This window comes from Serratia sp. MMO-28 (assembly GCF_037199905.1).
Taxonomy (GTDB): Bacteria; Pseudomonadota; Gammaproteobacteria; order Enterobacterales; family Enterobacteriaceae; genus Chania; species Chania oryzae.
Map to the genome: position 1 here is coordinate 35,069 of NZ_JBBCVB010000013.1, position 26,508 is coordinate 61,576.

The following is a 26,508-nucleotide window of genomic DNA, read 5'->3' on the forward strand; positions in this document are numbered from 1 at the left end:
ATGTCGCTGGCAAAAGCATCGGTTTGGACTGCTGGCTCCACGCTGATAAAAATTGGCGTGGGGCTGTTGGTAGTCAAAATGCTGGCGGTGGCTTTTGGCCCCAGCGGTGTCGGGCAAGCGGGTAATTTCCGCCAATTGATTACCGTTCTTGGCGTGCTGTCCGGCGCCGGGATTTTTAACGGTATTACCAAGTATGTGGCGGAATATCATCAGGATCCCCAGCGGTTGCGCATGGCGGTGGGCACTGCTTCCAGCATTGTGCTGGGGTTTTCGACCCTGTTGGCGTTGGTATTTCTGTTCGCCGCCGAGCCGATAAGCATAGGGCTGTTCGGCCATGCCGAGTACGTCAATGTCGTGCGGGCAGTGGCGTTTATCCAAATGGGGATTGCTTACGCCAACCTGTTCCTGGCCATTCTGAAAGGCTACCGTGATGCCATGGGGAACGCGCTGGCGGTGATCGGCGGTAGCCTGATCGGCGTGGTGGCCTACACCCTGTGTTTCAAGCTGGGCGGCTATGAGGGGGCGTTGGCCGGTCTGGCCCTGGTTCCTGCACTGGTGGTGCTGCCAGCTGGCTTCCTGCTGTGGCGGCGCAAGATGCTGCCATTGCGCTATCTTGCGCTGGCGTGGGATAAGGCGCTGGCCAGCCATTTAGGCAAGTTCACCCTTATGGCACTGATCACCTCCGTGACTCTGCCTGTCGCCTATGTGATGATGCGTAACCTGCTGGCGGCGCATTACAGCTGGGACGAGGTGGGTATCTGGCAAGGGGTAAGCAGTATTTCCGATGCTTATCTACAGTTTATTACTGCGTCGTTCACCGTTTACTTGCTGCCAACGCTGTCGCGCCTGAAGGAAAAAAGCGCCATCTCGCAAGAGATTGTGCGGTCGCTGAAGTTTGTATTACCCGCGGTGGCTGCCGCCAGTTTGACCGTGTGGTTGCTGCGTGATTTCGCTATCTGGCTGTTGTTCTCCGAAAAATTTGTCGCGATGCGCGATCTGTTTGCCTGGCAACTGGTTGGCGATGTGCTGAAAGTCGGCTCTTACGTTTTCGGTTACCTGGTGATTGCCAAAGCATCCCTGCGTTTTTATATTCTGACGGAAGTCAGCCAGTTTGCCTTGCTGACGCTGTTCTCGCACTGGCTGATCCCGCAGCATGGCGCGCTGGGGGCGGCACAGGCCTATATGGCAACCTACATCGTGTATTTCGCGCTCTGTAGCTGCGTATTTATCCTCTATCGTAGACGAGTATGACCACACTGATTCACGTACTGGGATCTGATATCCCGCATCATAATCATACGGTGCTGCGCTTCTTTAATGACGTGCTGGCAGAGCGCTTGCCTGCTGAACAGGTGGGCCATTTTATGGTGGCTGCCAAGGATACTGCGGCGCTGGGCCAGTTTTCTGCACTGAAAGTGGAAACCTTTCCAGGCAAGAAAAGCCTGGCGGAGGCGGTGATTGCTCGCGCTCAGGCCGATCGCCATACCCGCTTTTTCCTGCATGGTCAGTTTAACGCGGCGCTGTGGCTGGCGTTGCTGAGCGGTAAAATCAAAGCCCATCAGGTGAGTTGGCATATCTGGGGGGCCGATCTGTACGAGAATGCCACCAGTTGGAAGTTCCGGCTGTTTTATATCCTGCGCCGGATCGCGCAGGGGCGGGTAAGCCACGTGTTTGCGACGCGTGGCGATCTGATTCACTACCAGCAGCGCCATCCGCGTGTTCCGGCCTCATTGCTATACTTCCCGACACGCATGGACCCTCAACTGACCGGCATCGAGGTGCAGAAAAACAGCACCGGGCCGCTGACCATTCTGGTGGGGAATTCAGGGGACCGTACTAACCGCCATATCGAGGCGCTGAAGGCGATTCATCAGCAGTTTGGCAGCGATGTGCGGGTGATTGTACCTATGGGTTATCCCGCCAACAATGAGCCTTACATTGAGCAGGTGCGTGCTGCCGGGCTGGCGCTGTTTGGCGAAAACCATCTGCAGCTGTTGACGCAGCAGGTGGCGTTTGATGATTACCTGAATATCCTGCGCGAATGCGATCTCGGTTACTTTATCTTTGATCGACAGCAGGGTATCGGTACTCTGTGCCTGTTGATACAGTTTGGCGTGCCGTTTGTGCTCAGCCGCAAAAACCCCTTCTGGCAGGACTTGGCGGAGCAGCACCTGCCAGTTCTGTTTTATGGCGATTCGCTGGATGAAGCCATTGTCCGCGAGTCACAGCGTCAGTTGGCTTTGGTGGACAAACATGCGATAGCCTTCTTTAATCCGAACTACGTGGACGGCTGGCAGCAGGCCTTGGCGCAAGTGGCGGGAGAAAATCCATGACGTTGGCTCAGTTTGGCGGGTTGTTCGTCGTTTATCTGATTGGGGCACTGTTTGTGCTGACGCTGACCTATCAGGAATTCCGGCGTGTCCGTTTCAATTTTAATGTGTTTTTTTCTCTGCTCTATTTGCTGACGTTTTATTTCGGCTTTCCGCTGACCTGTCTGCTGGTCTTCCAGTTTGACGTTCAGGTGGTGCCGGTTGAATTCCTGCTGTATGCCATTCTTTCTGCGACCTGTTTCTACGCCATTTACTACGTCAGCTACAAAACGCGGTTGCGTAAGCGCAGCAACCAGCAGCATAAGCCGATATTTACCATGAACCGGGTGGAAACCCATCTCACCTGGATGCTACTGGCGCTGGTGGCGATTGGCACCGTCGGCATTTTCTTTATGCAGAACGGTTTCCTGTTGTTCAAGCTTAACTCCTATAGCCAGATTTTCTCCAGCGATGTATCTGGGGTGGCGCTCAAGCGCTTTTTCTACTTCTTTATCCCGGCGATGTTGGTGGTTTATTTTCTCAAGCAGGATGTGCGCGCCTGGTTCTTCTTCCTGGCGGCGACGGTGGCCTTTGGCATTCTGACCTATGTGATCGTCGGTGGCACCCGTGCCAATATCATCATCGCTTTCTCGCTGTTCCTGTTTATCGGCATCGTGCGCGGCTGGATTTCGTTGTGGATGTTGGTGGCCGCTGGGGTGTTCGGTATTGTCGGCATGTTCTGGCTGGCGTTGAAACGCTATAGCCTGGACGTGAGTGGCCCCGAAGCGTTTTATACTTTCTTGTATCTGACGCGCGATACCTTCTCTCCGTGGGAAAACCTGGGGTTACTGCTGCAGAATTACGACAAGATCGACTTCCAGGGCTTGGCACCGATCGTGCGTGATTTCTATGTGTTTATCCCTACCTGGTTGTGGCCAGGGCGGCCCGATCTGGTGCTGAATAGCGCCAACTATTTTACCTGGGAAGTGTTGGATAACCATTCCGGGCTGGCGATTTCTCCGACCTTGATCGGTTCTTTGGTGGTGATGGGCGGCGTGCTGTTTATCCCTCTTGGTGCCATTGTGGTGGGGTTGATCATCAAATGGTTTGACTGGCTGTATGAAATGGGCAAAAACGAGCAGAATCGTTTTAAAGCGGCCATTTTGCAGGGTTTTTGCTTTGGCGCGGTGTTCAATATCATCGTGTTGGCGCGCGAAGGGGTCGACTCCTTCGTTTCACGCGTCGTGTTCTTCTGCATCATTTTTGGTGTCTGCCTGATGCTGGCAAAATTGCTGTACTGGTTGTTTGATGTCGCTGGCTTGATCAAGGCACGGATAATACGTAAGCGTGCGATGGTGCCCTCTGCGGGTAGCGTTCTGTAAAGGTAATAACAATGGAAGCAAAGATTTCGGTTCCCAAGTATGAGTTACGCGGCTTCAGCCTTTGGGGATTCCGTGATATGGCGCAGTGCATGGATTTCCTGTTCGACGCTGATGGGGTAAAACAAGGCACGCTGGTCGCGATGAATGCGGAGAAAATCCTTAAGGCGGAAACCGACCCTGCACTGCATGCGTTGCTGGATGAGGCCGAGTATAAATATGCCGACGGCATCAGCATGGTGCGTTCGATCCGCCGTAAATACCCAGGGGCAGAGGTTTCGCGCGTGGCAGGTGCCGATCTGTGGGAAGCCCTGATGCAACGAGCCGGGCAGGAGGGTACGCCGGTGTTCCTGATCGGCGGCAAGCCTGAGGTGTTGGCAGAAACTGAGCAGAAGCTGCGCAGCCAGTGGAATGTTAACCTGGTTGGCTCCCAAGATGGTTACTTCACGCCTGAGCAGCGTGAAGCGCTGTTCGAGCGTATTCATGCCAGTGGCGCGGCGATTGTGACGGTAGCTATGGGCTCGCCGAAGCAGGAGATCCTGATGCGGGATTGCCGCAAAGTGCATCCACAAGCGCTGTATATGGGCGTAGGCGGCACCTACGACGTATTTACTGGCCATGTAAAGCGTGCACCTAAGGTTTGGCAAAATCTTGGCCTGGAGTGGCTTTATCGCTTGCTCAGCCAGCCAAGCCGCATTGGCCGTCAGCTCAAGTTGCTTAAATTCGTCGGTTATTACTATACCGGCAAGATGTAATCTGCCGTGTGTTTACCCATTGGCAAAACACGGCATCAACCTGAAAAACGGCTGAAAAGTCAGCGATAACCGTTGAAAAGGGGCAACAGAGAACCCTTTCCTGTGCAGGAGTGAGCAAAGCGTAAGCAAACACAACATTTCTGCGAAAAAGCACTAGACAGGATGGGTTTAAAACCGTAGTATCCCCACCCGCAACGGCGCTACGCGCCCGTAGCTCAGCTGGATAGAGCGCTGCCCTCCGGAGGCAGAGGTCTCAGGTTCGAATCCTGTCGGGCGCGCCATTAATTTTGTGCGCAGGAGCTGCGGTGGTATGATTACCGCGTGAATAAAGTAGTAATGGTGGCTATAGCTCAGTTGGTAGAGCCCTGGATTGTGATTCCAGTTGTCGTGGGTTCGAGTCCCATTAGCCACCCCACTTTACCTCAGCGTAAAGTAAAGAACTAAAAGCTGTTTTGTGACTGTGCGAAGGTGGCGGAATTGGTAGACGCGCTAGCTTCAGGTGTTAGTGTTCTTACGGACGTGAGGGTTCAAGTCCCTCTCTTCGCACCACACAAAATGTTTGATAAATATTAATATTTACATAGACATAAGCTTAAAGATTCAGTAGTATCAACAACAAGAAATCGGCGAGTAGCGCAGCTTGGTAGCGCAACTGGTTTGGGACCAGTGGGTCGGAGGTTCGAATCCTCTCTCGCCGACCACTTTCAGAAAAGCCCGTTCAGCAATGAACGGGCTTTTCGCTTTCTGTTTTTAAACTTTCCCGTACCTGTTGCCATCTCACTTTCTGCTCCCCCTCGATTTCAGCACTGCTTTTTGGGATGTTGTTTTCCAACGACAGCGGTACTTGTCTCTGTCGTCAGCTTGAGACATTTAACTATTTGATTTTAATTGATAAAAATCATTTCTGCTTATGGTGTCGTGTTAAAGCGACAGGTTGACGTTAGGACTAAAAAACACCTAACGGAGCAGTGAAGAATGAGCTGAAGAGGAGTGAGATTTAAATCCTTTAAATTCAATATGATAATTATTTTTCTAATCTTTATGGCATGAATGCCGTAAATTGGCACGCGAAGTGCAATACCTAATACGTAGATGCTCATTCCATCTCTTATGTTCGCCTCCGGCCTCATAAACCCAGGAATGATGCAGAGCCAATTTTAGGGTGCCTATTGTCCACGAGAACGATGAAAGCAATGGCTTCATCACACTCCGGGCATAACGTTGAGTGAGGCACCACCCCTGTTGTTCTAGACCTGATTGCTTCTTATACACTTGCCTATATGGCAAGTGTTTTTTTTGCCTATACCCTCTGAATTAATGGATACATAGCAAGGGGTAACGTTCAGTCGAAAAAAAACGCGACTACATACCGTGGCCGCGTTTTCATGTTGTGAAAGAGAAAGCGTAGCTTACTCGCCGTTTTGCTTCAGCGTGAGCATCAGCCCTTCGTGGCGCATCTGTGCTGCCTCATCAGAGCGGTGTAGCTTCTCCAACGCATCGGCCAGCCAGGCGTAATCATAGGCATCAGGGCGTTGCTTCAGCGCTTCTTGGAAAGCATCACTGGCCTGTTGCCATTCACCATGTTTCATCAGCAACTGCCCTAGCGTACTGTTCAGTAATGGCGTTGCCCCGTGCTGTTTGATCTGCTGGCGCAATGCTTTTTCCAACTGTTCCGGGTTACCCGATTTGAGGCGCGGGATCAGTAAGATCAGGCGTTCATCGTATTGGCGTTTCAGGCTGTTGAGCACGATATCCTGTGCCAGTTCATGGTCATCACATTCGATCAGATGTTCTACCATGGCCACCTGCAACGGCACTTCATGGCGGGTTTTGCGGCTCTGATCTTTCCACCAGAGTTTCAGGCCATCACTCCCTTCGTCTGCCATCGCCTGATTCATCAGGCCGATATAGGCTTGCTGCTGCAGTGCCTGAAGTTCTTCCTCAGTATGCAGGTTGATTTTGCTCATCGAAGGCAGAATTTCCAGCAATGATGTGTAAGCACCGGTCTGTAGATAAGCCTGCTCAGCCAACCGTAGCACTTCCGGGTGACGAGGAGCCTGGTTCAGCAGGCGATCGACGCCGTGACGTGCCGCATGGGCTTCACCCTGTGCCAACCGGATACGCACGCGGGTAATGTCAACCGGCAACTGATCGGTATCAGCCACTTCGGCCGCACGCTCCAGATACTGGTTGGTTCTGAAGTCGTCACCGCGCTGCTGCGCCGCTTCTGCCGCCAGCAGATAGTTCACCACCGGCTGCTCCGCATGATCGGCATTACGTGTCAGCAGCTTTTCAACCTGCTTGTAATCACCCTCAGCCAGTTTGATCAGCGCGGCTTTAGTCTGCTTGCGTGCCCGGTTGCGTTTGCGGCCAAGGAGCCAGCCACGGGTGCGGGCACCGGTACGGAAGACACGGCGCAGGATCCATTCGATCACAAACAGCACCAGGAACAGCAGGATCATCATGATCACTAAGCCGGTAACGCTGGTTTCAACGTTGTAGCTGTCGGTTTGAATCAGCACATAGCCCTGATGGCCGGCCAGCATGGGGCCCACCACGACGCTGGCGATCAGCACCAGGAACAGGAATAACACGCGTAACATGGTTTATCCCTCCTGGTGAGTGGCAGGTGTCTGGGTTAACAAATTGCGTACCCGGCTCTGCATCAGTTTTTCCAACAGGGGCTGGCTCTTCAACTGTTGCGGCACATCCATGGAAATCGGTTGTTGGATCAAATTGTCCAACTCATCCAGGAAGGCTTTGGTGGCAGGATCGGTAGTATCGAAGTAGGCGCGTACCCATGTGGATACGGTTTCCAGCGACTGTTTGTACACTTCGTTCTGATGACGAGGGATCGCCTGTGCCGCCACCAGCAAGCGCGAACGGATATTCTCACGCAGGTAGATATCCTGATTCGGTGCCAGCAGCGGCTCCGCATGGCTATCACGGCGGCGGATAGTGATGAAGTCAGCCATAAAATTGTGCCAGCTTTTGGTCAGATTCTGGCGCCATTCGCTCAGTGAGCTGGAAAGCTCGCTGCTGTCTTGATCCATCGGCGTTTCATCTTTGTTGTTATCCGCCAGGCGCAAGTTATCTACCTGATTGGAAAGCTGATTCACCTTCAGGATAATACCGTCAAAATCCACCTGTGCCACGGCAGAGAGCGAACCGATGTCTTCGGTGATGGCGCGGCGAATATCGATTAAGCTGGGATCGTTCATCTCTGCCAGGCTGGCATCGGCGCTTTTGAGCAGGGTAGCCGCGGTAGTGACATCCTGATCGTTCCACAGCTTACGGCCAGCCATTTTCACCAGGAAGTCGGCCTGAGCCAGCAGCCAGGTTTTGGCATCGCTGCCGGAAATGGTAGAAACTTTCTCCTGCAATTCAGTCAGTTGACGGGCCAGAGTGGTTTGCTCGTGATCGGTAGCATCCAGCGTTTTAGCCTGCTGTTGCAATAATGCTTCCAGCGCATTTTTCCCTTGTAGCTGGCTTTGTCGCAGCTCGCTGAGCTGTTGCACCAGGGCCTGATTGGCGGCAATGAGTGCTTGTGCCTGCTTGTGCGTGTGGTAATAGCCACCCACTCCCAGTGCGATGACCAGTACGATGGCGATCGCACCCAGTACCGGGCCGGTATTTTTACCTTTACGGTGGTCAGCGTCTGGCTGTTGGGGGCTCTTGACCGCAGGGGTTGGCTCCTCAACCGGGGCGGATGGAGTGTTTTGTTCCGTCATAGTGGCACATCCCATAGTCAGGTTATTGTAGCGCGCGCATCAGCGCGTCATTATCGGCGTTATCAGCTACCCGAATCGTGCTCCAGCCCAATTCTTGGGCGAGGGTAGCCAAGCGTTCACTGACTACGATCAAACGGCAACATAACAGCCATGAAGAACGATAGTAATCAGGAACTAAATTATAGAGCTGTTGTAACATTTCACCGCTGGTCACGACCAGCGTATCGACACCGGCCCGCTGCCAGTGGGCACTTTGTTCGGTGCCATCATAGTGAACCGGGCTGCGCTGGTAGCATTCATAATAGCGGACAGCGGCACCGCGCGCGCTCAGGGTTTCTCCCAACAACTCGCGCCCGCCGTTACCGCGCATGATCAACGCCTGTTTGCCCGCCAGTTTCTGCAATGCAGGCAGCAGCAGCAGCGTTTCGCTGATTTCACGCTCGCGCGGATACTCTACCGGCAGGCTGCTGATACGATGCATTGCCAGCGCGGTAGTACGACCGATCGCATAATAAGACAAGCGGGTTGGCCATTGAAGCCCGGCACGGTTGATCACGGAGTTGGCATAGCTGACCGCGTGCTGCGACAGTACGAACACCAGATCGCCCTCATTTAGCTGTGACAACGCTTGGGGCAGTTTAATCAGGTCTGCACCAGGAGCAAAATCAATCAGCGGCGCGTGGTAGGCAACCCGGCCGAGGGCGCGCAGGCGGCCCACCAGTTCTTCTCCTGCCGGAGAAGGGCGGGTTACCAGAATGGTCATGCCGGAGGATTTCCCTGATAAACGTCATGCAAGATCTCGCGAGCGCCTGCGGCCAGCAGTTCTTCTGCCAGTTCAACGCCCATCTGCTCCGCCATAGCGGCAGGGCCACGACGTTCTCCACGCACGATCTGGCTGCCGTCTGGTGCACCGACCAGCGCACGCAGCCACAGTTGCTCGCCTTCCAGTTCGGCGTAGCTGCCGATGGGCACCTGGCAACCGCCTTCCAGCCGGGTATTCATTGCTCGCTCAGCGCTAACGCGGATTTCTGTCGCGCGGTGGTTGAGCGGGGCGAGCAGGGCGCGGGTCACTTCGTCATCAAGGCGGCATTCAATACCTACCGCACCTTGGCCGACGGCGGGCAGCGATTCTTCTGCGCTTAGCGGGCAACGGATGCGCTGTTCCAGCCCCAGGCGCTTCAACCCGGCGACGGCCAGAATAATGGCGTCGTAATCGCCGTTATCCAGCTTGGCCAAGCGAGTGCCTACGTTGCCACGCAGATCGCGCACGATCAGATCCGGGCGGCGTTCACGCAACTGGCACTGGCGGCGCAGGCTGGAGGTGCCCACCACGCTACCGAGCGGCAGCTGGCTGAGGGAGGCGAAACGGTTGGAGACAAAGGCATCACGCGGATCGTCGCGTTCACAAATGGTGACCAACCCCAGGCCTTCAGGAAAAGCGACCGGCACATCTTTCATGGAATGCACGGCGATATCCGCCCGGCCTTCCAGCAAAGCCAGCTCAAGTTCTTTCACGAACAGGCCTTTACCACCGACTTTAGCCAGCGGTGTGTCCAGAATAACGTCGCCGCGGGTCACCATTGGCACCAGTTCTACCTGCAGGCCTGGATGGTTTGCCATCAGGCATTGTTGTACATAATGCGCTTGCCACAGTGCCAGTGGGCTTTGCCGGGTGGCAATTCGAATCGTTTTGTCTAACATGCGGGTTACCGTTTTTATAATTCGCCGTCCATCCTACCACTGAGTACGAAAACTGTCAGTGCAAGAAGCCACAGGAGGAGAAAGGACAACGGAATCAATGGGGAGGTGAGGAAGCGGCGTGGCCGGGAAAATCGTTTATAGAGACGTGAGAATAAGTGTGTCGCTTTACCTCCTTTACGGTCAATCAGCAAGGTGTTAGATTGATCACGTTTCCAGCAATAAGTCGTCAAATATTCTTCTAAACTAAAGACGCTGACGGAATACGGGTTTTTTTCAAGTACCAGGATAATCAGGCGAGACGTCTTGTACCTCTACATCGAGACACTTAAACAGAGACTGGATGCGATTAACCAATTACGCGTTGATCGCGCTCTGGCAGCGATGAAGCCCGCGTTTCAGCGGGTGTATAGTCTGCTGCCTACTTTACTGCACTATCACCATCCGCTGATGCCGGGCTATCTTACTGGTAACGTTCCCCACGGTGTCTGTCTCTACACGCCCGATGAAATCCAGAAAGATTATCTTACTGATTTAGAAGAAAAGTGGGGCAGCCCCTTTGAGCAAATGGCCTGTGGTGAACTGCCAATCACTGGCGTGTACAGCATGGGCAGCACCTCATCGATCGGCCAGAGCTGCACCTCAGACCTGGATATCTGGGTATGTCACCAATCCTGGCTTGATAACGAAGAGCGCAATCGTCTGCAGCAGAAATGCAACCTGCTGGAGAAATGGGCGGCCTCAATGGGGGCAGAAGTCAGCTTCTTCCTGATTGATGAAAACCGTTTCCGTCATAATGAAAGCGGCAGCCTGGGCGGTGAGGACTGCGGTTCTACCCAACACATTCTGTTGCTGGATGAGTTCTACCGCTCGGCGGTGCGTCTGGCAGGGAAACGTATCCTGTGGAACATGGTGCCGGGCGAAGAAGAAGCGCATTATGATGAATATGTCCTGTCGCTGTACGCACAGGGGGTATTAACGCCGAATGAATGGCTGGATCTCGGCGGGCTGAGCACGCTGTCAGCGGAAGAATATTTCGGTGCCAGCCTGTGGCAGTTGTATAAGAGTATCGATTCGCCGTACAAAGCGGTGCTGAAAACGCTGCTGCTTGAGGCGTATTCGTGGGAATACCCTAATACGCAGCTGCTGGCGATGGACATCAAACAGCGTCTGCACGCAGGGGAGATCGTCTGTTTTGGTCTTGATGCCTACTGTATGATGCTGGAGCGCGTGACTCATTACCTGACGCAAATTAACGATACCACCCGCCTCGATCTGGTCCGCCGCTGTTTTTACCTGAAAGTCTGCGAAAAGCTGTCGCTGTCCAAAGCCTGCGTCGGCTGGCGGCGTGAAATTCTTGGTCAACTGGTCAGTGACTGGGGCTGGAGCGAAGAGCGCCTGGCTATTCTGGATAATCGCGCCAACTGGAAGATCGAACGCGTCCGCGAAGCTCACAACGAACTGTTGGACGCGATGATGCAGAGCTACCGTAATCTGATCCGCTTTGCGCGCCGCAACAACCTCAGCGTCAGCGCCAGCCCACAGGATATCGGCGTGTTGACCCGCAAACTGTACGCCGCATTTGAAGCGTTGCCGGGTAAAGTGACGTTGGTGAACCCGCAGATTTCGCCGGATCTGTCGGAAAATGATTTAACCTTTATTCATGTGCCGGCCGGCCGCGCCAACCGCACCGGCTGGTATCTGTATAACCAGGCTCCGGCTATGAGCACTATCGTCAGCCATCAGCCGCTGGAATATAACCGTTACCTGAACAAGCTGGTGGCCTGGGCCTATTTCAATGGCCTGCTGACGCCGCAGACCCGTTTGCATATCAAAAGTGCGGATATCTGCGACTCTGCCAAGTTGCAGGAGTTGGTTGCTGACGTGTCGCATCATTTCCCGCTGCGTTTACCTGCCCCGACGCCTAAGGCGCTGTACAGCCCTTGTGAAATCCGCCACCTGGCGATTATCGTCAACCTGGAAAACGATCCGACAGCCGCCTTCCGCAATCAGGTAGTGCATTTTGATTTCCGCAAACTGGACGTGTTCAGTTTCGGCCAGCAACAGCAATGTCTGGTAGGCAGTATCGATCTGCTGTACCGCAACTCGTGGAACGAAGTGCGTACCTTGCATTTCAGCGGTGAACAATCGGTGCTCGAGGCATTGAAAACCATTCTGGGCAAAATGCACCAGGATGCAGCGCCACCGGAGTCGGTAGAGGTGTTCTGTTACAGTCAGCATCTGCGCGGCCTGATCCGTACCCGCATTCAGCAGTTGGTTTCCGAATGCATTGAGCTGCGTCTTTCCAGTACCCGTCTCGAACCGGGCCGTTTTAAAGCGGTGCGCGTAGCCGGGCAAACCTGGGGATTGTTCTTTGAGCGCCTGAGCGTGTCGGTGCAAAAGCTGGAGAACGCGGTGGAGTTTTACGGTGCCATCTCTCACAACAAGCTGCATGGCCTGTCGATCAAGGTAGAAGCCGACCAGGTGCATCTGCCGGCAGTGGTGGATGGCTTTGCCAGCGAAGGGATTATCCAGTTCTTCTTTGAAGACACCAAGGATCAGAAAGGCTTCAATATCTACATTCTGGATGAATCGAACCGCATTGAGGTGTATCACCACTGTGAAGGCAGCAAAGAGGAGTTAGTGCGAGACGTCAGCCGCTTCTACTCGTCATCACACGATCGTTTTACCTACGGTTCCAGCTTTATCAACTTCAACCTGCCGCAGTTTTACCAGATTGTGCAGCTTGATGGCCGCACTCAGGTGATCCCATTCCGCAGCAATACGCTGTCTAATCTGTGCGTCGCTATTTCTGACGGTAATCCCGTTCAGCCCCTGAAACAACACTTCCAACTGCACTGACCTGGGCGCGATAATTTGCGCCCCTTGGTAACAGCACTCAAGCAAAACGGACCGTTTCACCCGCCTGCGCGCTGGCGGCTTCGCTGAGCAATGCATAGAACTCACGATCGCTGCGATCGCAGCACCAGGCGCCGTCACGGTAGTTAAAGTGATAACCCCCGGTCTTGGTGGCCAACCACACCTGGTGCAGCGGTTCCTGGCGGTTTATGACAATTTTGCTGCCGTTTTCGAAGCTCAGCGTCATAACACCGCCGTTGGTTTCGTAATCGATGTCTGCATCGCCGTCAAAATCATCCAGTGTCTGTTCAATATCAAGCATCAGTTGGTCGGCCAACTGGTGAAACTCGCTGTCGTTCATATTCGATTCCTATTGCTTTTCATGATCCACCTGCGATTATAGTGAGCTTGGACGCATGAATTACAGGCATTAATGCAAATGAAAAAACAATTACGCTATGCGCTGATGGCCGTTCTGCTGGCTGGGCTTGCTGGCTGTGGCTTGAAAGGCCCGCTTTATTTCCCACCGCAGGACAAACCGGCGGCGCAGCCGACGACAAATGCTGATAATGTAGGCAAAAATCAACAACAACCCGCTGGCACTCAGCAATAACCGTCGATGAGCAACCTGTCACCATCCACTTGTGGTGGCTGGGTCAGCGTGGATGTCCGACGGATAGCGCGTCCAGATAGCGGAGTATGATATGCAGTTCTCCAAAATGCACGGTCTGGGCAACGACTTTATGGTGGTCGATGCCGTAACACAGAATGTCTACTTTTCACCTGAGCTGATCCGCCGCTTGGCCGATCGGCATTTGGGCGTTGGCTTTGACCAAATGCTGATCGTAGAACCGCCTTACGATCCAGAACTCGATTTCCATTATCGCATTTTCAATGCTGACGGCAGCGAAGTGGCGCAGTGTGGTAACGGTGCCCGCTGCTTTGCCCGCTTTGTACGGCTGAAAGGGCTGACCAACAAGCGGGATATCCGCGTCAGCACGCAAACCGGGCGTATGGTATTGAGTGTGACCGATGACGATCAGGTCTGCGTCAACATGGGCGAGCCGAACTTCGATCCACAGGTGGTGCCGTTTCGCGCCACCAAGGCAGAAAAAACCTACATCATGCGCGCAGCGGAGCATACTGTACTGTGTGGCGTTGTCTCAATGGGTAACCCACACTGTGTTTTACAGGTGGATGATGTTAAAACCGCCAAGGTCGAATTCCTCGGCCCGGTGCTGGAAGGGCACGAGCGTTTCCCCGAGCGCGCCAACATCGGTTTTATGCAGGTGGTCAGTCGTGAACACATCAAGCTGCGAGTTTATGAGCGCGGAGCGGGCGATACACAGGCCTGCGGCAGCGGCGCCTGCGCGGCGGTGGCGATCGGTATCCAACAAGAGTTGCTGTCAGAAGAAGTCCATGTGGAACTGCCGGGCGGCAGCTTGCATATCCGCTGGAAAGGGCCGGGCAATCCTTTGTTTATGACCGGTCCTGCGACCCATGTCTATGACGGATTTATTCATCTATGAAGAGTGTAGAGGACCAGGCAGTGACGGGTATTGAGCTTGAGGACGATGTCATCATGCAGTATCTGCTACAGAATCCTGATTTCTTTATCCGCAATGCGCGCCAGGTTGAACAGATGCGCGTGCCGCACCCGGTACGTGGCACGGTGTCGTTGGTGGAGTGGCATTTGGCGCGGCAGCGCAACCACATCACCCAGTTGGAAGAAGAGATCACTTTGCTGATGGAGCAGGCCAGCGCCAACGAAACGCTGTTTGCCCGTCTGCTGCATCTGCAGGCCGATCTGGCCACTGCCAGCAGCCTGCAGGAGATGCTGAACCGTTTGCAGCGCTGGGCGCGTGGCTTGGGCCTGGCAGGGGCCAATATCCGTCTGTTTAGCGATCGCTGGAACATCGGTGCACCATCGGATTTTACCCATCTTGGCCTGGCGCGCTCGGCGTTTGAACCCTTGCGCATTCAGCGTCTGGGTAGTCAGTTGCATTATCTCGGCAACCTTAATGGCCCCGAACTGTTGCTGCTGTTACCGCAGGCGAAGCAGGTCGGTTCGGTGGCTCTATCATTGCTTGGGGAACATGGCGAACTGGGCATGGTGATTTTCAGCAGCCGTGACACGCAACATTATCAGCAGGGCATGGGCACGGTGATGCTTGGCCAACTGGCGCTTATGCTGCCGAAACTGCTGGAACGCTGGATCGAACGCGTATGAGCCTTTCAGCGGCCAGCCTGCAACCGCCGGTGGACGCTTTCCTGCGTTATCTGAAGGTCGAGCGCCAGCTTAGCCCACTCACTCAAATCAGCTATGCGCGCCAACTGCAGGCGCTCATGGCGTTGGCGGCCGATCTTGGCGTCAGTGCATGGCCGATGCTGGATGCGGCAAAAGTGCGCCAACTGGCGGCACGCAGCAAACGCGCCGGGCTACAATCTTCTAGCCTGGCGTTGCATCTTTCGGCGCTGCGCAGCTTTCTGGATTGGCTGGTCAGCCAGGGCGTGCTGAGCGCCAACCCGGCGAAAGGGATCCGCACGCCACGCAGTGGCCGCCATCTGCCGAAAAACATCGACGTTGATGAAATGAATCAACTGCTGAACATTGATCTCAACGATCCGCTGGCGGTGCGCGATCGCGCCATGCTGGAGGTGATGTACGGTGCCGGGCTGCGTCTTGCTGAACTGGTGGGGCTGGATTGCCGTTATGTCGATCTGGCAGCCGGTGAACTCTGGGTGATGGGCAAAGGCAGCAAAGAGCGCAAACTGCCGCTTGGCCGTATGGCGATCGTTTGGTTGCAATACTGGTTAGCACTGCGCGATCTGTTTGCACCGGCCGACGATGCGATGTTCCTCTCCAACCAAGGTAAACGCATTTCGGCCCGCAACGTGCAGAAGCGTTTTGCCGAGTGGGGCGTTAAGCAGGGTATTAACAGCCATATTCACCCGCATAAGCTGCGCCACTCTTTTGCCACCCATATGCTGGAGTCGAGCGGCGATCTGCGCGCGGTGCAGGAATTATTGGGCCACGCCAACCTGACCACCACGCAAATTTATACCCACCTCGACTTTCAACATCTGGCGAAAGTGTATGATGCCGCGCATCCACGTGCCAAACGGGGGAAATCCTGATGCACTTTTACCGTCCGCTGCGCCCGCTGGCGGCGCTGACCTTCGATCTTGACGATACGCTATACGACAATCGCCCGGTAATTACTCAAACCGAGCAGCAGTCGGTGGCCTTTTTGCAGAGCTACCATCCGGGCTTGAGCCAGTTTCAGTCGGCAGATTTTCACCGTTTGCGCCAGGAACTGCGCGAGCAGGATCCAGAGATTTACCACGATGTCACTCAATGGCGCTGGCGAGCGGTCCACTTGGCGCTAAGCCGCCAAGGGTTGCGCGATGCAGAAGCCGCGCTGGGTGCAGACGCAGCCATGCAGAATTTTGCCCTGTGGCGTAGCCGGATCGATATACCGGAAGCGACCCATATGACGTTGCAGGCGCTGGCGCAGCGTTATCCGTTGGTGGCGATCACTAACGGCAATGCCGATCCGGCGCTATGCGGGCTGGGTGGGTATTTTCAGTTTGTGTTGCGCTCAGGGCCGGATGGCCGTGCCAAGCCCTATCAGGATATGTACCGCTTGGCAGCCGTCAGGCTGGGCGTCGCGCCAGGGCAGATCCTGCACGTTGGCGACGATCTGACCACCGACGTGGCTGGCGCGCTGCGTTCGGGCCTGCAAGCCTGCTGGATCAACGATCGCCAGCGCAGCCTGATGCAGGCCGAAGATAGCCGTTTGCTGCCACATATTGAGATCACTCAGTTGGCATCGCTGACAGCATTGTTATCTCCCCTTCATACTTGAAGCCGCAGCTGTGTTGGCTACGTGTGCTCACCTCAGTCACTTACTTGAGTAAGCTCCTGAGGATTCACGCACTTGCCGCCTTGCTGCAACTTCAATTATTTCGGGTATAATCCCGGTTTGAATCTGTATAAATCCCCAGTGGAAAGCACGCGGAGCGCACACTTTCCCTTTACCTATTAAATGGTGCCTATGGACGTTTCCGATCTGCTCGACAGCATGAATGATAAACAACGTGAAGCCGTGGCTGCGCCACGCAGCAACCTGTTGGTGCTGGCGGGCGCAGGCAGCGGAAAAACCCGTGTGCTGGTGCATCGCATCGCCTGGCTGCTGGCGGTGGAGAACTGTTCACCCTACTCAATTATGGCAGTGACCTTCACCAACAAGGCGGCGGCGGAGATGCGTAACCGTATTGAGCATTTGATTGGTACCAGCCAGGGCGGCATGTGGATCGGCACCTTCCACGGGCTGGCGCACCGCCTGCTGCGTGCCCACCATATGGATGCCAACCTGCCGCAGGATTTCCAGATCCTCGACAGCGAAGACCAACTGCGGCTGATCAAACGCATCGTGCGCGCGCTGAACATCGACGAGAAGCAATGGGCACCGCGTCAGGCGATGTGGTACATCAACGGCAAAAAAGACGATGGTTTACGCCCACAGCATATCGAAAGCTACGGCAACCCGGTCGAGGCCACCTGGCTGCGCATCTACCAGGCCTACCAGGAAGCCTGCGATCGGGCGGGGCTGGTGGATTTTGCCGAACTGTTGCTGCGTGCCCATGAGCTGTGGCTGAACAAGCCGCATATCCTCAATCATTACCGTGAGCGCTTCACTAACATTCTGGTGGACGAATTCCAGGATACCAACCGGATTCAATATGCCTGGATCCGCCTGCTGGCGGGGGATCAGGCCAAGGTGATGATCGTGGGCGATGACGATCAGTCAATTTATGGCTGGCGCGGTGCCCAGGTGGAGAACATCCAGCGTTTTCTGCAAGACTTCCCCGGTGCAGCAACGGTGCGCCTGGAGCAGAACTATCGCTCCACCAGCAATATCCTGAAAGCGGCTAATACCTTGATTGCCAACAACGACGGGCGCCTGGGCAAAAACCTGTGGACCGAAGGGGCCGAAGGTGAGCCGATCTCGATCTATTGCGCTTTCAACGAGCTGGACGAAGCGCGCTTTGTGGTCAACCGCATCAAGTCCTGGCAAGACAACGGCGGGGCGCTGAACGATTGTGCGATCCTCTACCGCAGTAACGCCCAGTCGCGCGTACTGGAAGAGGCGTTGCTGCAAACCGCGATGCCATACCGTATCTATGGCGGTATGCGCTTCTTCGAACGCCAGGAAATCAAAGACGCGCTGGCCTACCTGCGCTTGATTGCCAACCGTAATGACGATGCCGCTTTTGAACGTGTGGTGAATACCCCAACGCGCGGCATTGGCGATCGTACGCTTGACGTAGTGCGGCAAACGGCGCGCGATCGGCAACTGACGCTGTGGCAGGCAACGCGCGCCTTGTTGCAGGATAAGGTGCTGGCGGGCCGCGCAGCCTCTTCGCTGCAGCGTTTTCTCGAACTGGTGGATTCACTGGCGCACGAAACTGCGGATATGCCGCTGCATGTGCAAACTGACCGGGTGATCCGTGATTCCGGCTTGTTCATCATGTATGAGCAGGAAAAAGGCGAGAAGGGTCAGGCGCGCATCGAAAACTTGGAAGAACTGGTCACGGCCACCCGCCAATACAGCTATCAGGATGAAGATCAGGACCTGATGCCATTGCAGGCGTTTCTCTCCCATGCCGCGCTGGAGGCGGGCGAAGGCCAGGCGGATGCCTACCAGGACGCGGTGCAGCTGATGACCCTGCACTCGGCCAAAGGGTTGGAGTTCCGCCAAGTGTTTATCGTCGGTATGGAAGAGGGTATGTTCCCGAGCCAGATGTCGCTGGATGAAGGCGGTCGGCTGGAAGAAGAGCGTCGCTTGGCTTATGTCGGTGTGACCCGTGCTATGCAGAAACTGACGCTGACCTACGCGGAAACCCGCCGCCTGTACGGTAAAGAGGTGTATCACCGCCCATCGCGCTTTATTGGTGAAATCCCAGAGGAGTGTGTGGAGGAAGTGCGCCTGCGCGCCAGCGTTTCGCGCCCGGTGAATCATCGCCGCATGGGAACGCCGATCGGCGAGAACGATACCGGCTACAAACTGGGTCAGCGCGTGCGCCATCCGAAGTTTGGTGAAGGTACGATCGTCAACCTGGAAGGCAGCGGCGAACACAGCCGGTTGCAGATTGCGTTTCAGGGGGAAGGGATCAAGTGGCTGGTGGCGGCTTACGCCAAGCTGGAAACGGCTTAACTGAGGGGGATCGGGGCACCCTTTACAGTGCCCCAGAATTAACTTCAATGAGGGTAGCGATCGCCCACTTTCGCGGTGGCATACCAACGCATAACGGCGGCAATACCTTCACCTCCCTCCTGCGGTGCCCAAGCCATACAGTCTTCTTCTGCCAGCGCGCGATAAGGGCCTTGTTTCACTTCGAACACTACGCCACCTGGGTCAACCGACAGCACGGCATGCCAGGTCGATGCGGGCATCTCCAGCACTTTGGTTTCTTCGCCCAGCAGGGTGCGTTGGGTCACGACGCCATCATCGTTGAACTGCAACACTACAAAACGGCCGCGCAACGCGGTGAGTAACTCCCAGGTTTGCGGGTGGCGGTGTGGGCGGATATAGGTCCCCGGCTCCATGGCGATCGCCAAGCGTTGCACCGGATCGCTTAACTCTTCATGCAAATTGCGGTGCGCGCGCAGGCGTTGAACTTTAGCGGCCTGTTCGCTCATGGTCGTCAGGTCGTGGGCGGTAATCTGTTTCATAAGGTTATTCCGCAAGGGTTTTGTGCCCTAATCTTAGCAATTTTCCGGGTAGCGGTCAGAGATCGGCGCGTGTTTTTCTGCAGCGTTTGGCCGCGGTTAGCGAGTTGTTACAGAAGCTCAGCCAGCCTGATGAATTGTTGCGCAATTATACTGTCTAACGTGTTGACAGGCTTTTTCCTCTCGGCGTAACATGCGCGCACTACTATCAATGAGGACATATGCCTTGGACACACCCAGTAGATACTGGCTCAATGACCTGGACAACAACAGGTACAACTTCTAAGGCTATCCCATCGCGCTGATACCCTTCGTGGTTGTCGGTGACCTTCTTTGTGTCGCTCTGAGTCGGATCTCTTCATGGTCTGGAACGAACTGGTGATACATTTTCCCACCTTTCTCGATCTCTGTGCTTCAACGCGTTGTCTCTACCCGTCACTATAGGGGAGTTTTGGCACATGCTAAGCGCTTTTAAATTAGACAACAGCCGCTTATCCCGTCTGGAGTTGGATGACTCAGACGATCTGACCATGTCGTTGTGGGTTGACCTGGTTGAGCCGGAGGAAGGCGAGCGTGAGCGCGTGCAAACCGAGCTGGGCCAGAGCCTGGCGACACGCCCTGAATTGGATGACATCGAAGCCTCCGCCCGTTTCTTTGAAGATGAAGACGGCCTGCATATTCACTCCTTTTTCTATTTTGAAGATGCGGAAGATCACGCGGGCAACTCCACGGTGGCCTTTACTATCCGCGACGGTCGTCTGTATACCCTGCGTGAGCGTGAGTTGCCCGCATTCCGGCTTTACCGTATGCGAGCCCGTAATCAGAGAATGATGGAGGGTAACGCTTACGAGCTGTTGCTGGATCTGTTTGAAACCAAGATTGAACAACTGGCTGATGAGATCGAAAACGTCTACAGCGATCTGGAAAAACTCAGCCGCGTGATCATGGAAGGCCATCCAGGCGAGGAGTATGACGAGGCGTTGTCAACGTTAGCAGAACTGGAGGACGTTGGCTGGAAGGTGCGGCTGTGTCTGATGGATACCCAGCGGGCGCTGAATTTCCTGGTGCGTAAGGCGCGTTTGCCAACCGGCCAACTGGAGCAGGCGCGTGAAGTGCTGCGCGATATCGAATCCCTGCTGCCACACAACGAATCGCTGTTCCAGAAGGTGAACTTCCTGATGCAGGCGGCGATGGGGTTCATCAACATTGAACAGAGCCGCATCATCAAGATCTTCTCGGTGGTATCGGTGGTGTTCCTCCCGCCAACGCTGGTAGCCTCGAGTTACGGCATGAACTTTGAATTTATGCCGGAACTGAAGTGGTCGTTTGGTTACCCTGGCGCCATTATCCTGATGCTGCTGGCGGGCTTGGCCCCGTACCTGTACTTCAAGCGTAAGAACTGGCTGTAAGCGAAACGCAGGGGCCTGATTCGGGCCCGTGATAGCTAAAATCGCCCATTTCATCCCTGCTTGGCCGGCTAAATAGGGGTAGAATAGCATCCATAGTTGGCTGTCCGTAAGGCATGCGTTTTGATGGAGCGTTTCCCCCCGTTGGTCCAATGGCTGATCCTGTTACTGGCTTCGCTGGTGCTGGGTTTTGGCTTGCAGATATTCCATATTCCCGCCGCATTATTGCTGGGGCCGATGATTGTCGGTGTCGCCATGGGGCTGCTTGGTGCTTCAGTGCGCATTCCCGCTCCCTTCTTTATTGCCTCGCAGGCGGTGCTGGGCTGCATGATCGCCCAAAGCCTTTCGCCCTCGATCCTTACCCCTTTGCTGGCTGACTGGCCGCTGGTGTTGCTGGTGTTGGCTGCGACGCTGATGGCCAGCGGTGTTTCGGGCTGGTGCTTGGTGCGCTTCAGTAATTTGCCCGGTTCGACCGGTGCCTGGGGATCTTCCCCCGGTGGTGCATCGGCGATGGTGGCGATGGCGGGGGACTATGGGGCGGATGCCCGGCTGGTGGCGTTTATGCAGTATCTGCGCGTATTGTTTGTCGCCACTGCCGCAGCGATGGTGGCACGCATCGGTCTTGGGGATGAGGCTGGGCACGGCAGTGTCATGCAGGTATGGTTCCCGCCGCTGGACTTGCATTTTCTCGGCACCCTAGCGATTGCTGCCGCTGGCGCCTGGTTAGGCCCCCGCCTACGTATTCCTTCTGGTTCGCTGATGCTGCCGATGATCGTTGGTGCGGCGTTTCATGCTACCGGTACCATGACGTTGCAGGTGCCGGAATGGTTGCTGGCGCTGGCTTATACCCTGATTGGCTGGAGCGTTGGCCTGCGTTTCACCCAACCGATATTCCTGCTGGCGCTGCGCACGCTGCCGCAAATGGTGGTGTCTATCCTTGGGCTGATGCTGTTTTGCGGTGGGTTGGCCTGGCTGCTGACGCAGTTCTTGCCGGTCGATCTGCTGACCGCCTATCTGGCAACCAGCCCTGGCGGGTTGGATACCGTGGCCATCATTGCCGCTGGCAGTCGGGTGGACATGTCATTTGTGATGGCGATGCAGACGCTGCGTTTGTTCACCATCCTGCTCACTGGCCCGGCAATGGCGCGGTTTATTACTCGCCTATCGCCTGCTCTTGAGCAAGATAGCGTCACAAACCAGCAGTAAGCCCGGTTGCGCTGAGTTAACGCTGTTTACGTTGCTGGTACAGCGCATCCAGCGTGAACAGCAGCAACGCAGCCCAAATAAAGCCAAAGGTCACCAGCTTGTCTTGGCCAATGGTTTCATCGTAGAAGGTGATGGCCAGCAGGAACATCAGCGTAGGCCCCAGATACTGGAAGAACCCGAGCGTGGAAAGGCGCAGGCGGGTGGCCGCAGCGGTAAAGAACAGCAGCGGCACCGTGGTGACCACACCGGCGGCGGCCAGCAGCAGGTTCAGAGACCAAGGGTTGGCGCTCAGGTGGCTGGTTGGGCTATCGGCGATCAGGAACAGGTAGATTGCCGCCAGCGGCAACAGCCATAGGGTTTCAATCAGCATGCCGGTTTGCGCATCGATCGCAATTTTCTTGCGCAACAGGCCGTAGAAGGCAAAACTGAAGGCCAACCCCAGCGCGATGATCGGCAGGGAACCGAATTGCCACAGCTGGATCAGCACCCCGGTAAACGCCAGCGTGACGGCAACCCATTGCATGCGGCGGAAACGCTCACCCAGAAACAGCATTCCCAGCAACACGTTGACCAGCGGGTTGATAAAATAGCCCAGGCTGGCTTCCAACATATGATGGTTATTCACCGCCCAGATAAACAGCAGCCAATTACCCCCCACCAGCAGTGCAGTCACTGCCAATAATAACAGCCGTTTGCGATTACGGCAGGCGGCGCGCACCTGCGGCCAATGATGCCCCAGTGACACCAATAACAGCATGAAGAAGAACGACCAGATCACACGATGGGTGAGGATCTCGTCGGCAGGCACCTGCTGGATCAGTTTGAAATAAGCCGGGGCGATGCCCCAAATAAAATAAGCGGCCAGGGCAAAGAGAATGCCCTGCCGCGTCTGTTTTGCATCCATGACAGTTACCGGGAAAAAAAGATGCGATGATTTTACTTGAAGAGGGTAGGTTGTGTCCCGTCATTACGGGACACAATTTAGAACTTATCCCACCAGATACGTGGCGGTAGCACTGGCGATATGCAAACCATCATGGTTATGCAGTTCAACGCGGGCGACAGCGACTTTATTGCCGCTGCGCAGCACGCTGGCGGTAGCCGTAAAATGCTCACCCCGGCCGGGGCGCAGATAGTCGACGCGCAAATCAATGGTACCCATGCGCGAGAGGCGTGAGGCCAGTTCTTCTTCGATCAGCGGATCCTGGCGCATCAGCACGCTGCCGACGCAAACCAATCCGGCGGCCACGTCCAGAACAGAGGCAATCACGCCGCCATGCAGGATATTCTGCGCGGCATTGCCCACCAGCTTAGGCTGGTTGGTAAAGGTGAGTTCGACAACGTCGTCGTCGAAGCGGCGCAGTTCCAGCCCCAGCTCACGGTTAAACGGCATATGGTAGACAAAGATCTCGCCTATCTTCTGGCGTGCGGCTTCCAGGGTGAGTAATGTATGCGACATAGTTCCTTTCTTCTTGACTGTTGTGATTGGGCTAACTGGTCAGTCCAGGTTAATCATTTGTAGATTTTATGCTTATTTTTTGTTGCTTTCCAGGTTTATCCCGTTGGCGTATTCCTAGTGCGGTAAATGATTCTTTGTGTGTAAAATGGCCTGTTTTTATTTCAGGTCTTTTCCTAATCTTTCTGGAGTGAGCAAAATCATGCGCGTTCTGTCTGGGGTAGTTATGGCGTTGCTGTTAGCGCCAACGGTAGTGCAGGCTGATGAAGCCAAGAAGCAAGCGGGGCCAGTACGAGGCAGTATCATTTCCGGCATGCTGCAAAATTATGACGGGCCATTTACCTTTTATGCTTATGAGCCCAACTATCTGATCTATACCGAAACCAGCGATCTCAATAAAGAAGCCATTGAATCATACAACTGGGCGAAAAATGCCAATAAGGATGAAGTGAAATTCCAGATCAGCCTGGCCTTCCCAATCTGGAAGGGCATTCTTGGTGAGAATTCGTTGCTTGGCGCTTCCTATACCCAACGCTCATGGTGGCAGCTCTCCAACCATGAAGAATCGGCCCCCTTCCGCGAAACTAACTACGAACCGCAGATTTTCCTCGGCTGGGCAACGGATTACCAGTTTGCTGGCTGGACGCTGCGCGATATCGAAGTGGGGATCAACCATGAATCCAATGGGCGCGAGGACCCGACCTCTCGCAGTTGGAACCGTGGCTATGCCCGTTTAATGGCGCAAAACGGTGACTGGCAGGTGGAAGTCAAACCCTGGTTCCGTTTTGCAGAAAGCGACAGCAATGACGACAACCCGGACATCACCAAATACATGGGCTATTACCGTCTGAAAGTCGGCTATGCCTGGCGGGAAAGCGTATTCAGCGTCGACGGTTTCTACAACTGGAACACCGGGTACGGTGGCGCAAAACTGGGGTGGAGTTATCCAATCACTAGCCACGTACGTTTCTATACCCAGTTGTTCAGCGGCTACGGCGAATCGATGATTGATTACAACTTCCAGCAGACACGGCTTGGCGTTGGTGTCATGCTTAACGATATTATGTAATTTTGCCGTTCAGATAGCGGTGCCTTGCAGGCACCGTCGTAGCGTAAAAATGGGGTAGTGTGTGTCAACCGCAGCAGTGATAAACAGAGAGTTGCTGGCAGAACAGGTATTGCGCGATACCTTCGGCTACCAGCAGTTCCGTCCGGGCCAACAAACGATTATCAATGCCGCCATCGGCGGGCAGGACTGCCTGGTTGTGATGCCGACCGGCGGGGGTAAATCGTTGTGCTATCAAATCCCGGCGCTGGTGATGGATGGCTTGACGCTGGTGGTCTCCCCGCTGATCTCACTGATGAAAGATCAGGTCGATCAGCTTCTCGCTTATGGCGTTTCTGCTGCTTGCTACAACTCGACGCAAACGCGCGAACAGCAACTGGAGGTGATGGCCGGTTGCCGCAGCGGCAAGATCAAACTGCTGTACATCGCCCCCGAGCGTTTGATGATGGACAGCTTCTTCGATCTGCTGGAGCAATGCCCACCGGCGCTGTTGGCAGTGGACGAAGCGCACTGTATTTCCCAGTGGGGCCATGATTTCCGCCCGGAATATCGTGCCCTGGGCCAGTTGAAGCAACGCTTCCCGGCCATGCCGGTGCTGGCGCTGACGGCCACGGCCGATGAAGCCACGCGCAGTGATATTGTGCGCCTGCTGGCGTTGCAGGACCCGCTGATCCAGATCAGCAGCTTTGATCGCCCGAATATCCGTTATACGCTGGTGGAGAAATTCAAACCGCTCGATCAGCTGTGGCGTTTTGTGCAGGATCAGCGCGGCAAGAGCGGTATTATTTACTGCAACAGCCGCGCCAAGGTGGAAGACACCACCGCCCGCTTGCAAAGCCGTGGGCTGAGCGTGGCGGCCTATCATGCCGGGCTGGAAAACGAACGCCGTGCCCAGGTGCAGGAAGCGTTCCAGCGCGACGATCTGCAGGTGGTGGTCGCCACCGTCGCCTTTGGCATGGGCATCAACAAACCCAACGTGCGTTTTGTGGTGCACTTTGATATTCCGCGCAATATCGAATCTTACTATCAGGAAACCGGCCGCGCCGGGCGTGATGGCCTGCCGGCGGAGGCGATCCTGCTGTACGATCCGGCCGATATGGCCTGGCTGCGCCGCTGTCTGGAAGAAAAACCGGCGGGCCAGCAACTGGATATCGAACGCCACAAGCTGAATGCCATGGGCGCGTTTGCCGAAGCGCAAACCTGCCGCCGCCTGGTGTTGCTGAACTACTTTGGCGAAGGCAAGCAGCAATCCTGCGGCAACTGCGATATCTGCCTCGATCCCCCCAAGCGTTACGATGGGCTGGAGGATGCCCGTAAGGCGCTGTCGGCGATTGGCCGTGTCGGGCAGCGCTTCGGTATTGGCTATGTGGTAGAAATATTGCGTGGGGCCAATAACCAGCGCATCCGCGAGTTTGGTCATGAAAAACTGCCGGTGTACGGCATTGGCCGCGATAAAACCACTGAACACTGGACCAGCGTGCTGCGCCAGTTGATTCACCTGGGTTTTATCAGCCAGAACATTGCGATGTATTCAGCGTTGCAACTGACCGAGGCCGCGCGCCCGGTGCTGCGCGGTGAAGTGGAACTTCCCTTGGCGGTGCCGCGTATTCAGAGTCTGAAGGTGCGCAGCAGCGCCAATCAGAAATCCTACGGCGGCAATTACGATCGCAAGCTGTTTGCCAAGTTGCGCAAGCTGCGTAAATCGATCGCCGATGAAGAGAACATCCCCCCCTACGTGGTCTTCAACGATGCCACGCTGCTGGAGATGGCAGAACAGATGCCGATCAAGGCCAGCGAACTGCTGAGCGTGAACGGCGTCGGCCAGCGTAAACTGGAGCGTTTTGGTGCGCCATTTATGGCGATGATCCGCGATCATCTTGACGATGACGACGAATAAGGACGATCAA

Annotated in this window: 23 protein-coding genes and 4 tRNA genes; 19 read left to right on the forward strand and 8 right to left on the reverse strand. The window is 55.2% G+C overall.

The genetic code is table 11. The annotated features are described in order from the left end of the window. The 8 genes from wzxE to WG891_RS13090 all read left to right on the forward strand — a co-directional run bounded on the left by wzxE (window position 1) and on the right by WG891_RS13090 (window position 5,144). Entirely contained in the window at window positions 1–1,251 is a 1,251-nt protein-coding gene (gene wzxE / locus WG891_RS13055) for a lipid III flippase WzxE (RefSeq protein WP_337263112.1), read from the forward strand. Then, window positions 1,248–2,333, forward strand: a complete 1,086-nt coding sequence (locus WG891_RS13060; RefSeq protein ID WP_337263113.1) for a TDP-N-acetylfucosamine:lipid II N-acetylfucosaminyltransferase — start codon at window positions 1,248–1,250, stop codon at window positions 2,331–2,333. The genes wzxE and WG891_RS13060 overlap by 4 nt, the downstream gene beginning before the upstream one ends. Beyond that, a complete protein-coding gene (wzyE, locus tag WG891_RS13065; protein ID WP_337263114.1) occupies window positions 2,330–3,691 on the forward strand; it encodes an ECA oligosaccharide polymerase in 1,362 nt (453 codons plus the stop codon). Before WG891_RS13060 ends, wzyE begins: the two co-directional genes overlap by 4 nt. 11 nt (window positions 3,692–3,702) lie before the next feature. Beyond that, window positions 3,703–4,443, forward strand: a complete 741-nt coding sequence (gene wecG, locus WG891_RS13070) for a lipopolysaccharide N-acetylmannosaminouronosyltransferase (protein WP_337263115.1) — start codon at window positions 3,703–3,705, stop codon at window positions 4,441–4,443. Between the two features lie 204 nt (window positions 4,444–4,647). After that, window positions 4,648–4,724, forward strand: a tRNA-Arg gene (locus tag WG891_RS13075). Between the two features lie 58 nt (window positions 4,725–4,782). Beyond that, window positions 4,783–4,858, forward strand: a tRNA-His gene (locus tag WG891_RS13080). A 47-nt stretch (window positions 4,859–4,905) separates the two neighbouring features. Beyond that, window positions 4,906–4,992, forward strand: a tRNA-Leu gene (locus WG891_RS13085). A gap of 75 nt (window positions 4,993–5,067) precedes the next feature. Continuing rightward, window positions 5,068–5,144, forward strand: a tRNA-Pro gene (locus WG891_RS13090). A 708-nt stretch (window positions 5,145–5,852) separates the two neighbouring features. Here WG891_RS13090 and hemY read toward each other — a convergent pair. The 4 genes from hemY to hemC are packed head-to-tail and all read right to left on the reverse strand — an operon-like array spanning window position 5,853 to window position 9,875. Continuing rightward, window positions 5,853–7,046 carry a protoheme IX biogenesis protein HemY gene (gene hemY, locus WG891_RS13095; RefSeq protein ID WP_337263116.1) on the reverse strand — a complete coding sequence of 398 codons (1,194 nt, stop codon included), beginning with the start codon at window positions 7,044–7,046 and terminating at the stop codon, window positions 5,853–5,855. A 3-nt stretch (window positions 7,047–7,049) separates the two neighbouring features. Then, window positions 7,050–8,174: a uroporphyrinogen-III C-methyltransferase gene (gene hemX, locus WG891_RS13100; RefSeq protein ID WP_337263117.1), complete on the reverse strand. Its 1,125-nt coding sequence runs from the start codon at window positions 8,172–8,174 to the stop codon at window positions 7,050–7,052. A 22-nt stretch (window positions 8,175–8,196) separates the two neighbouring features. After that, on the reverse strand, window positions 8,197–8,937 hold the full coding sequence (gene hemD, locus WG891_RS13105; RefSeq protein WP_156293308.1) for a uroporphyrinogen-III synthase: 741 nt from the start codon (window positions 8,935–8,937) through the stop codon (window positions 8,197–8,199). After that, entirely contained in the window at window positions 8,934–9,875 is a 942-nt protein-coding gene (gene hemC, locus WG891_RS13110) for a hydroxymethylbilane synthase (RefSeq protein WP_076943513.1), read from the reverse strand. Before hemC ends, hemD begins: the two co-directional genes overlap by 4 nt. Before the next feature lie 303 nt (window positions 9,876–10,178). Between hemC and WG891_RS13115 the strand changes: the two genes are divergently transcribed. Then, window positions 10,179–12,734 (forward strand): class I adenylate cyclase, encoded by a 2,556-nt coding sequence (locus WG891_RS13115; protein WP_337263118.1) that lies wholly within the window; start codon window positions 10,179–10,181, stop codon window positions 12,732–12,734. Window positions 12,735–12,771: 37 nt separating this feature from the next. Here the strand turns inward: WG891_RS13115 and cyaY are convergent, their stop codons facing one another. Continuing rightward, window positions 12,772–13,092 (reverse strand): iron donor protein CyaY, encoded by a 321-nt coding sequence (gene cyaY / locus WG891_RS13120; protein WP_337263119.1) that lies wholly within the window; start codon window positions 13,090–13,092, stop codon window positions 12,772–12,774. A gap of 78 nt (window positions 13,093–13,170) precedes the next feature. On the opposite strand from cyaY, the gene lptM reads away from it, so the two are divergent. From lptM to uvrD, 6 genes are all read left to right on the forward strand, one after another. Then, a complete protein-coding gene (gene lptM / locus WG891_RS13125; protein WP_337263120.1) occupies window positions 13,171–13,344 on the forward strand; it encodes an LPS translocon maturation chaperone LptM in 174 nt (57 codons plus the stop codon). 91 nt (window positions 13,345–13,435) lie between these two features. Then, a complete protein-coding gene (dapF, locus tag WG891_RS13130) occupies window positions 13,436–14,260 on the forward strand; it encodes a diaminopimelate epimerase (RefSeq protein WP_337263121.1) in 825 nt (274 codons plus the stop codon). After that, the gene (locus tag WG891_RS13135) at window positions 14,257–14,961 is read left to right on the forward strand and encodes a DUF484 domain-containing protein (protein ID WP_337263122.1); all 705 of its coding nucleotides are present in this window, start codon (window positions 14,257–14,259) and stop codon (window positions 14,959–14,961) included. The genes dapF and WG891_RS13135 overlap by 4 nt, the downstream gene beginning before the upstream one ends. Further along, entirely contained in the window at window positions 14,958–15,869 is a 912-nt protein-coding gene (gene xerC, locus WG891_RS13140) for a tyrosine recombinase XerC (RefSeq protein WP_337263123.1), read from the forward strand. Before WG891_RS13135 ends, xerC begins: the two co-directional genes overlap by 4 nt. Continuing rightward, window positions 15,869–16,600, forward strand: a complete 732-nt coding sequence (gene yigB / locus WG891_RS13145; RefSeq protein WP_156293314.1) for a 5-amino-6-(5-phospho-D-ribitylamino)uracil phosphatase YigB — start codon at window positions 15,869–15,871, stop codon at window positions 16,598–16,600. The genes xerC and yigB overlap by 1 nt, the downstream gene beginning before the upstream one ends. Window positions 16,601–16,789: 189 nt before the next feature. Next, complete coding sequence (uvrD, locus tag WG891_RS13150) at window positions 16,790–18,952, forward strand: DNA helicase II (RefSeq protein WP_337263124.1); 2,163 nt, start codon at window positions 16,790–16,792, stop codon at window positions 18,950–18,952. 44 nt (window positions 18,953–18,996) lie between these two features. Here uvrD and WG891_RS13155 read toward each other — a convergent pair whose 3' ends face one another. Next, complete coding sequence (locus WG891_RS13155; protein ID WP_337263125.1) at window positions 18,997–19,470, reverse strand: WbuC family cupin fold metalloprotein; 474 nt, start codon at window positions 19,468–19,470, stop codon at window positions 18,997–18,999. A gap of 455 nt (window positions 19,471–19,925) precedes the next feature. Here WG891_RS13155 and corA point away from each other — a divergent pair, with 455 nt between their 5' ends. Together corA and WG891_RS13165 are read left to right on the forward strand one after the other, a co-directional pair. Further along, window positions 19,926–20,876, forward strand: a complete 951-nt coding sequence (gene corA, locus WG891_RS13160; protein WP_337263126.1) for a magnesium/cobalt transporter CorA — start codon at window positions 19,926–19,928, stop codon at window positions 20,874–20,876. A 123-nt stretch (window positions 20,877–20,999) separates the two neighbouring features. Next, complete coding sequence (locus tag WG891_RS13165) at window positions 21,000–22,079, forward strand: AbrB family transcriptional regulator (RefSeq protein WP_337263127.1); 1,080 nt, start codon at window positions 21,000–21,002, stop codon at window positions 22,077–22,079. A 16-nt stretch (window positions 22,080–22,095) separates the two neighbouring features. On the opposite strand, the gene rarD is transcribed toward WG891_RS13165, so the two are convergent. Together rarD and WG891_RS13175 are read right to left on the reverse strand one after the other, a co-directional pair. Continuing rightward, complete coding sequence (gene rarD / locus WG891_RS13170; RefSeq protein WP_337263128.1) at window positions 22,096–22,983, reverse strand: EamA family transporter RarD; 888 nt, start codon at window positions 22,981–22,983, stop codon at window positions 22,096–22,098. 84 nt (window positions 22,984–23,067) lie between these two features. Then, window positions 23,068–23,538 carry a thioesterase family protein gene (locus WG891_RS13175; protein ID WP_076943526.1) on the reverse strand — a complete coding sequence of 157 codons (471 nt, stop codon included), beginning with the start codon at window positions 23,536–23,538 and terminating at the stop codon, window positions 23,068–23,070. 199 nt (window positions 23,539–23,737) lie between these two features. Here WG891_RS13175 and pldA point away from each other — a divergent pair, with 199 nt between their 5' ends. Then, window positions 23,738–24,604, forward strand: a complete 867-nt coding sequence (pldA, locus tag WG891_RS13180) for a phospholipase A (protein ID WP_337263129.1) — start codon at window positions 23,738–23,740, stop codon at window positions 24,602–24,604. Window positions 24,605–24,665: 61 nt separating this feature from the next. After that, window positions 24,666–26,498, forward strand: coding sequence for an ATP-dependent DNA helicase RecQ (recQ, locus tag WG891_RS13185; protein ID WP_337263130.1), 1,833 nt, complete (start codon window positions 24,666–24,668; stop codon window positions 26,496–26,498). Window positions 26,499–26,508 lie beyond the last annotated feature (10 nt).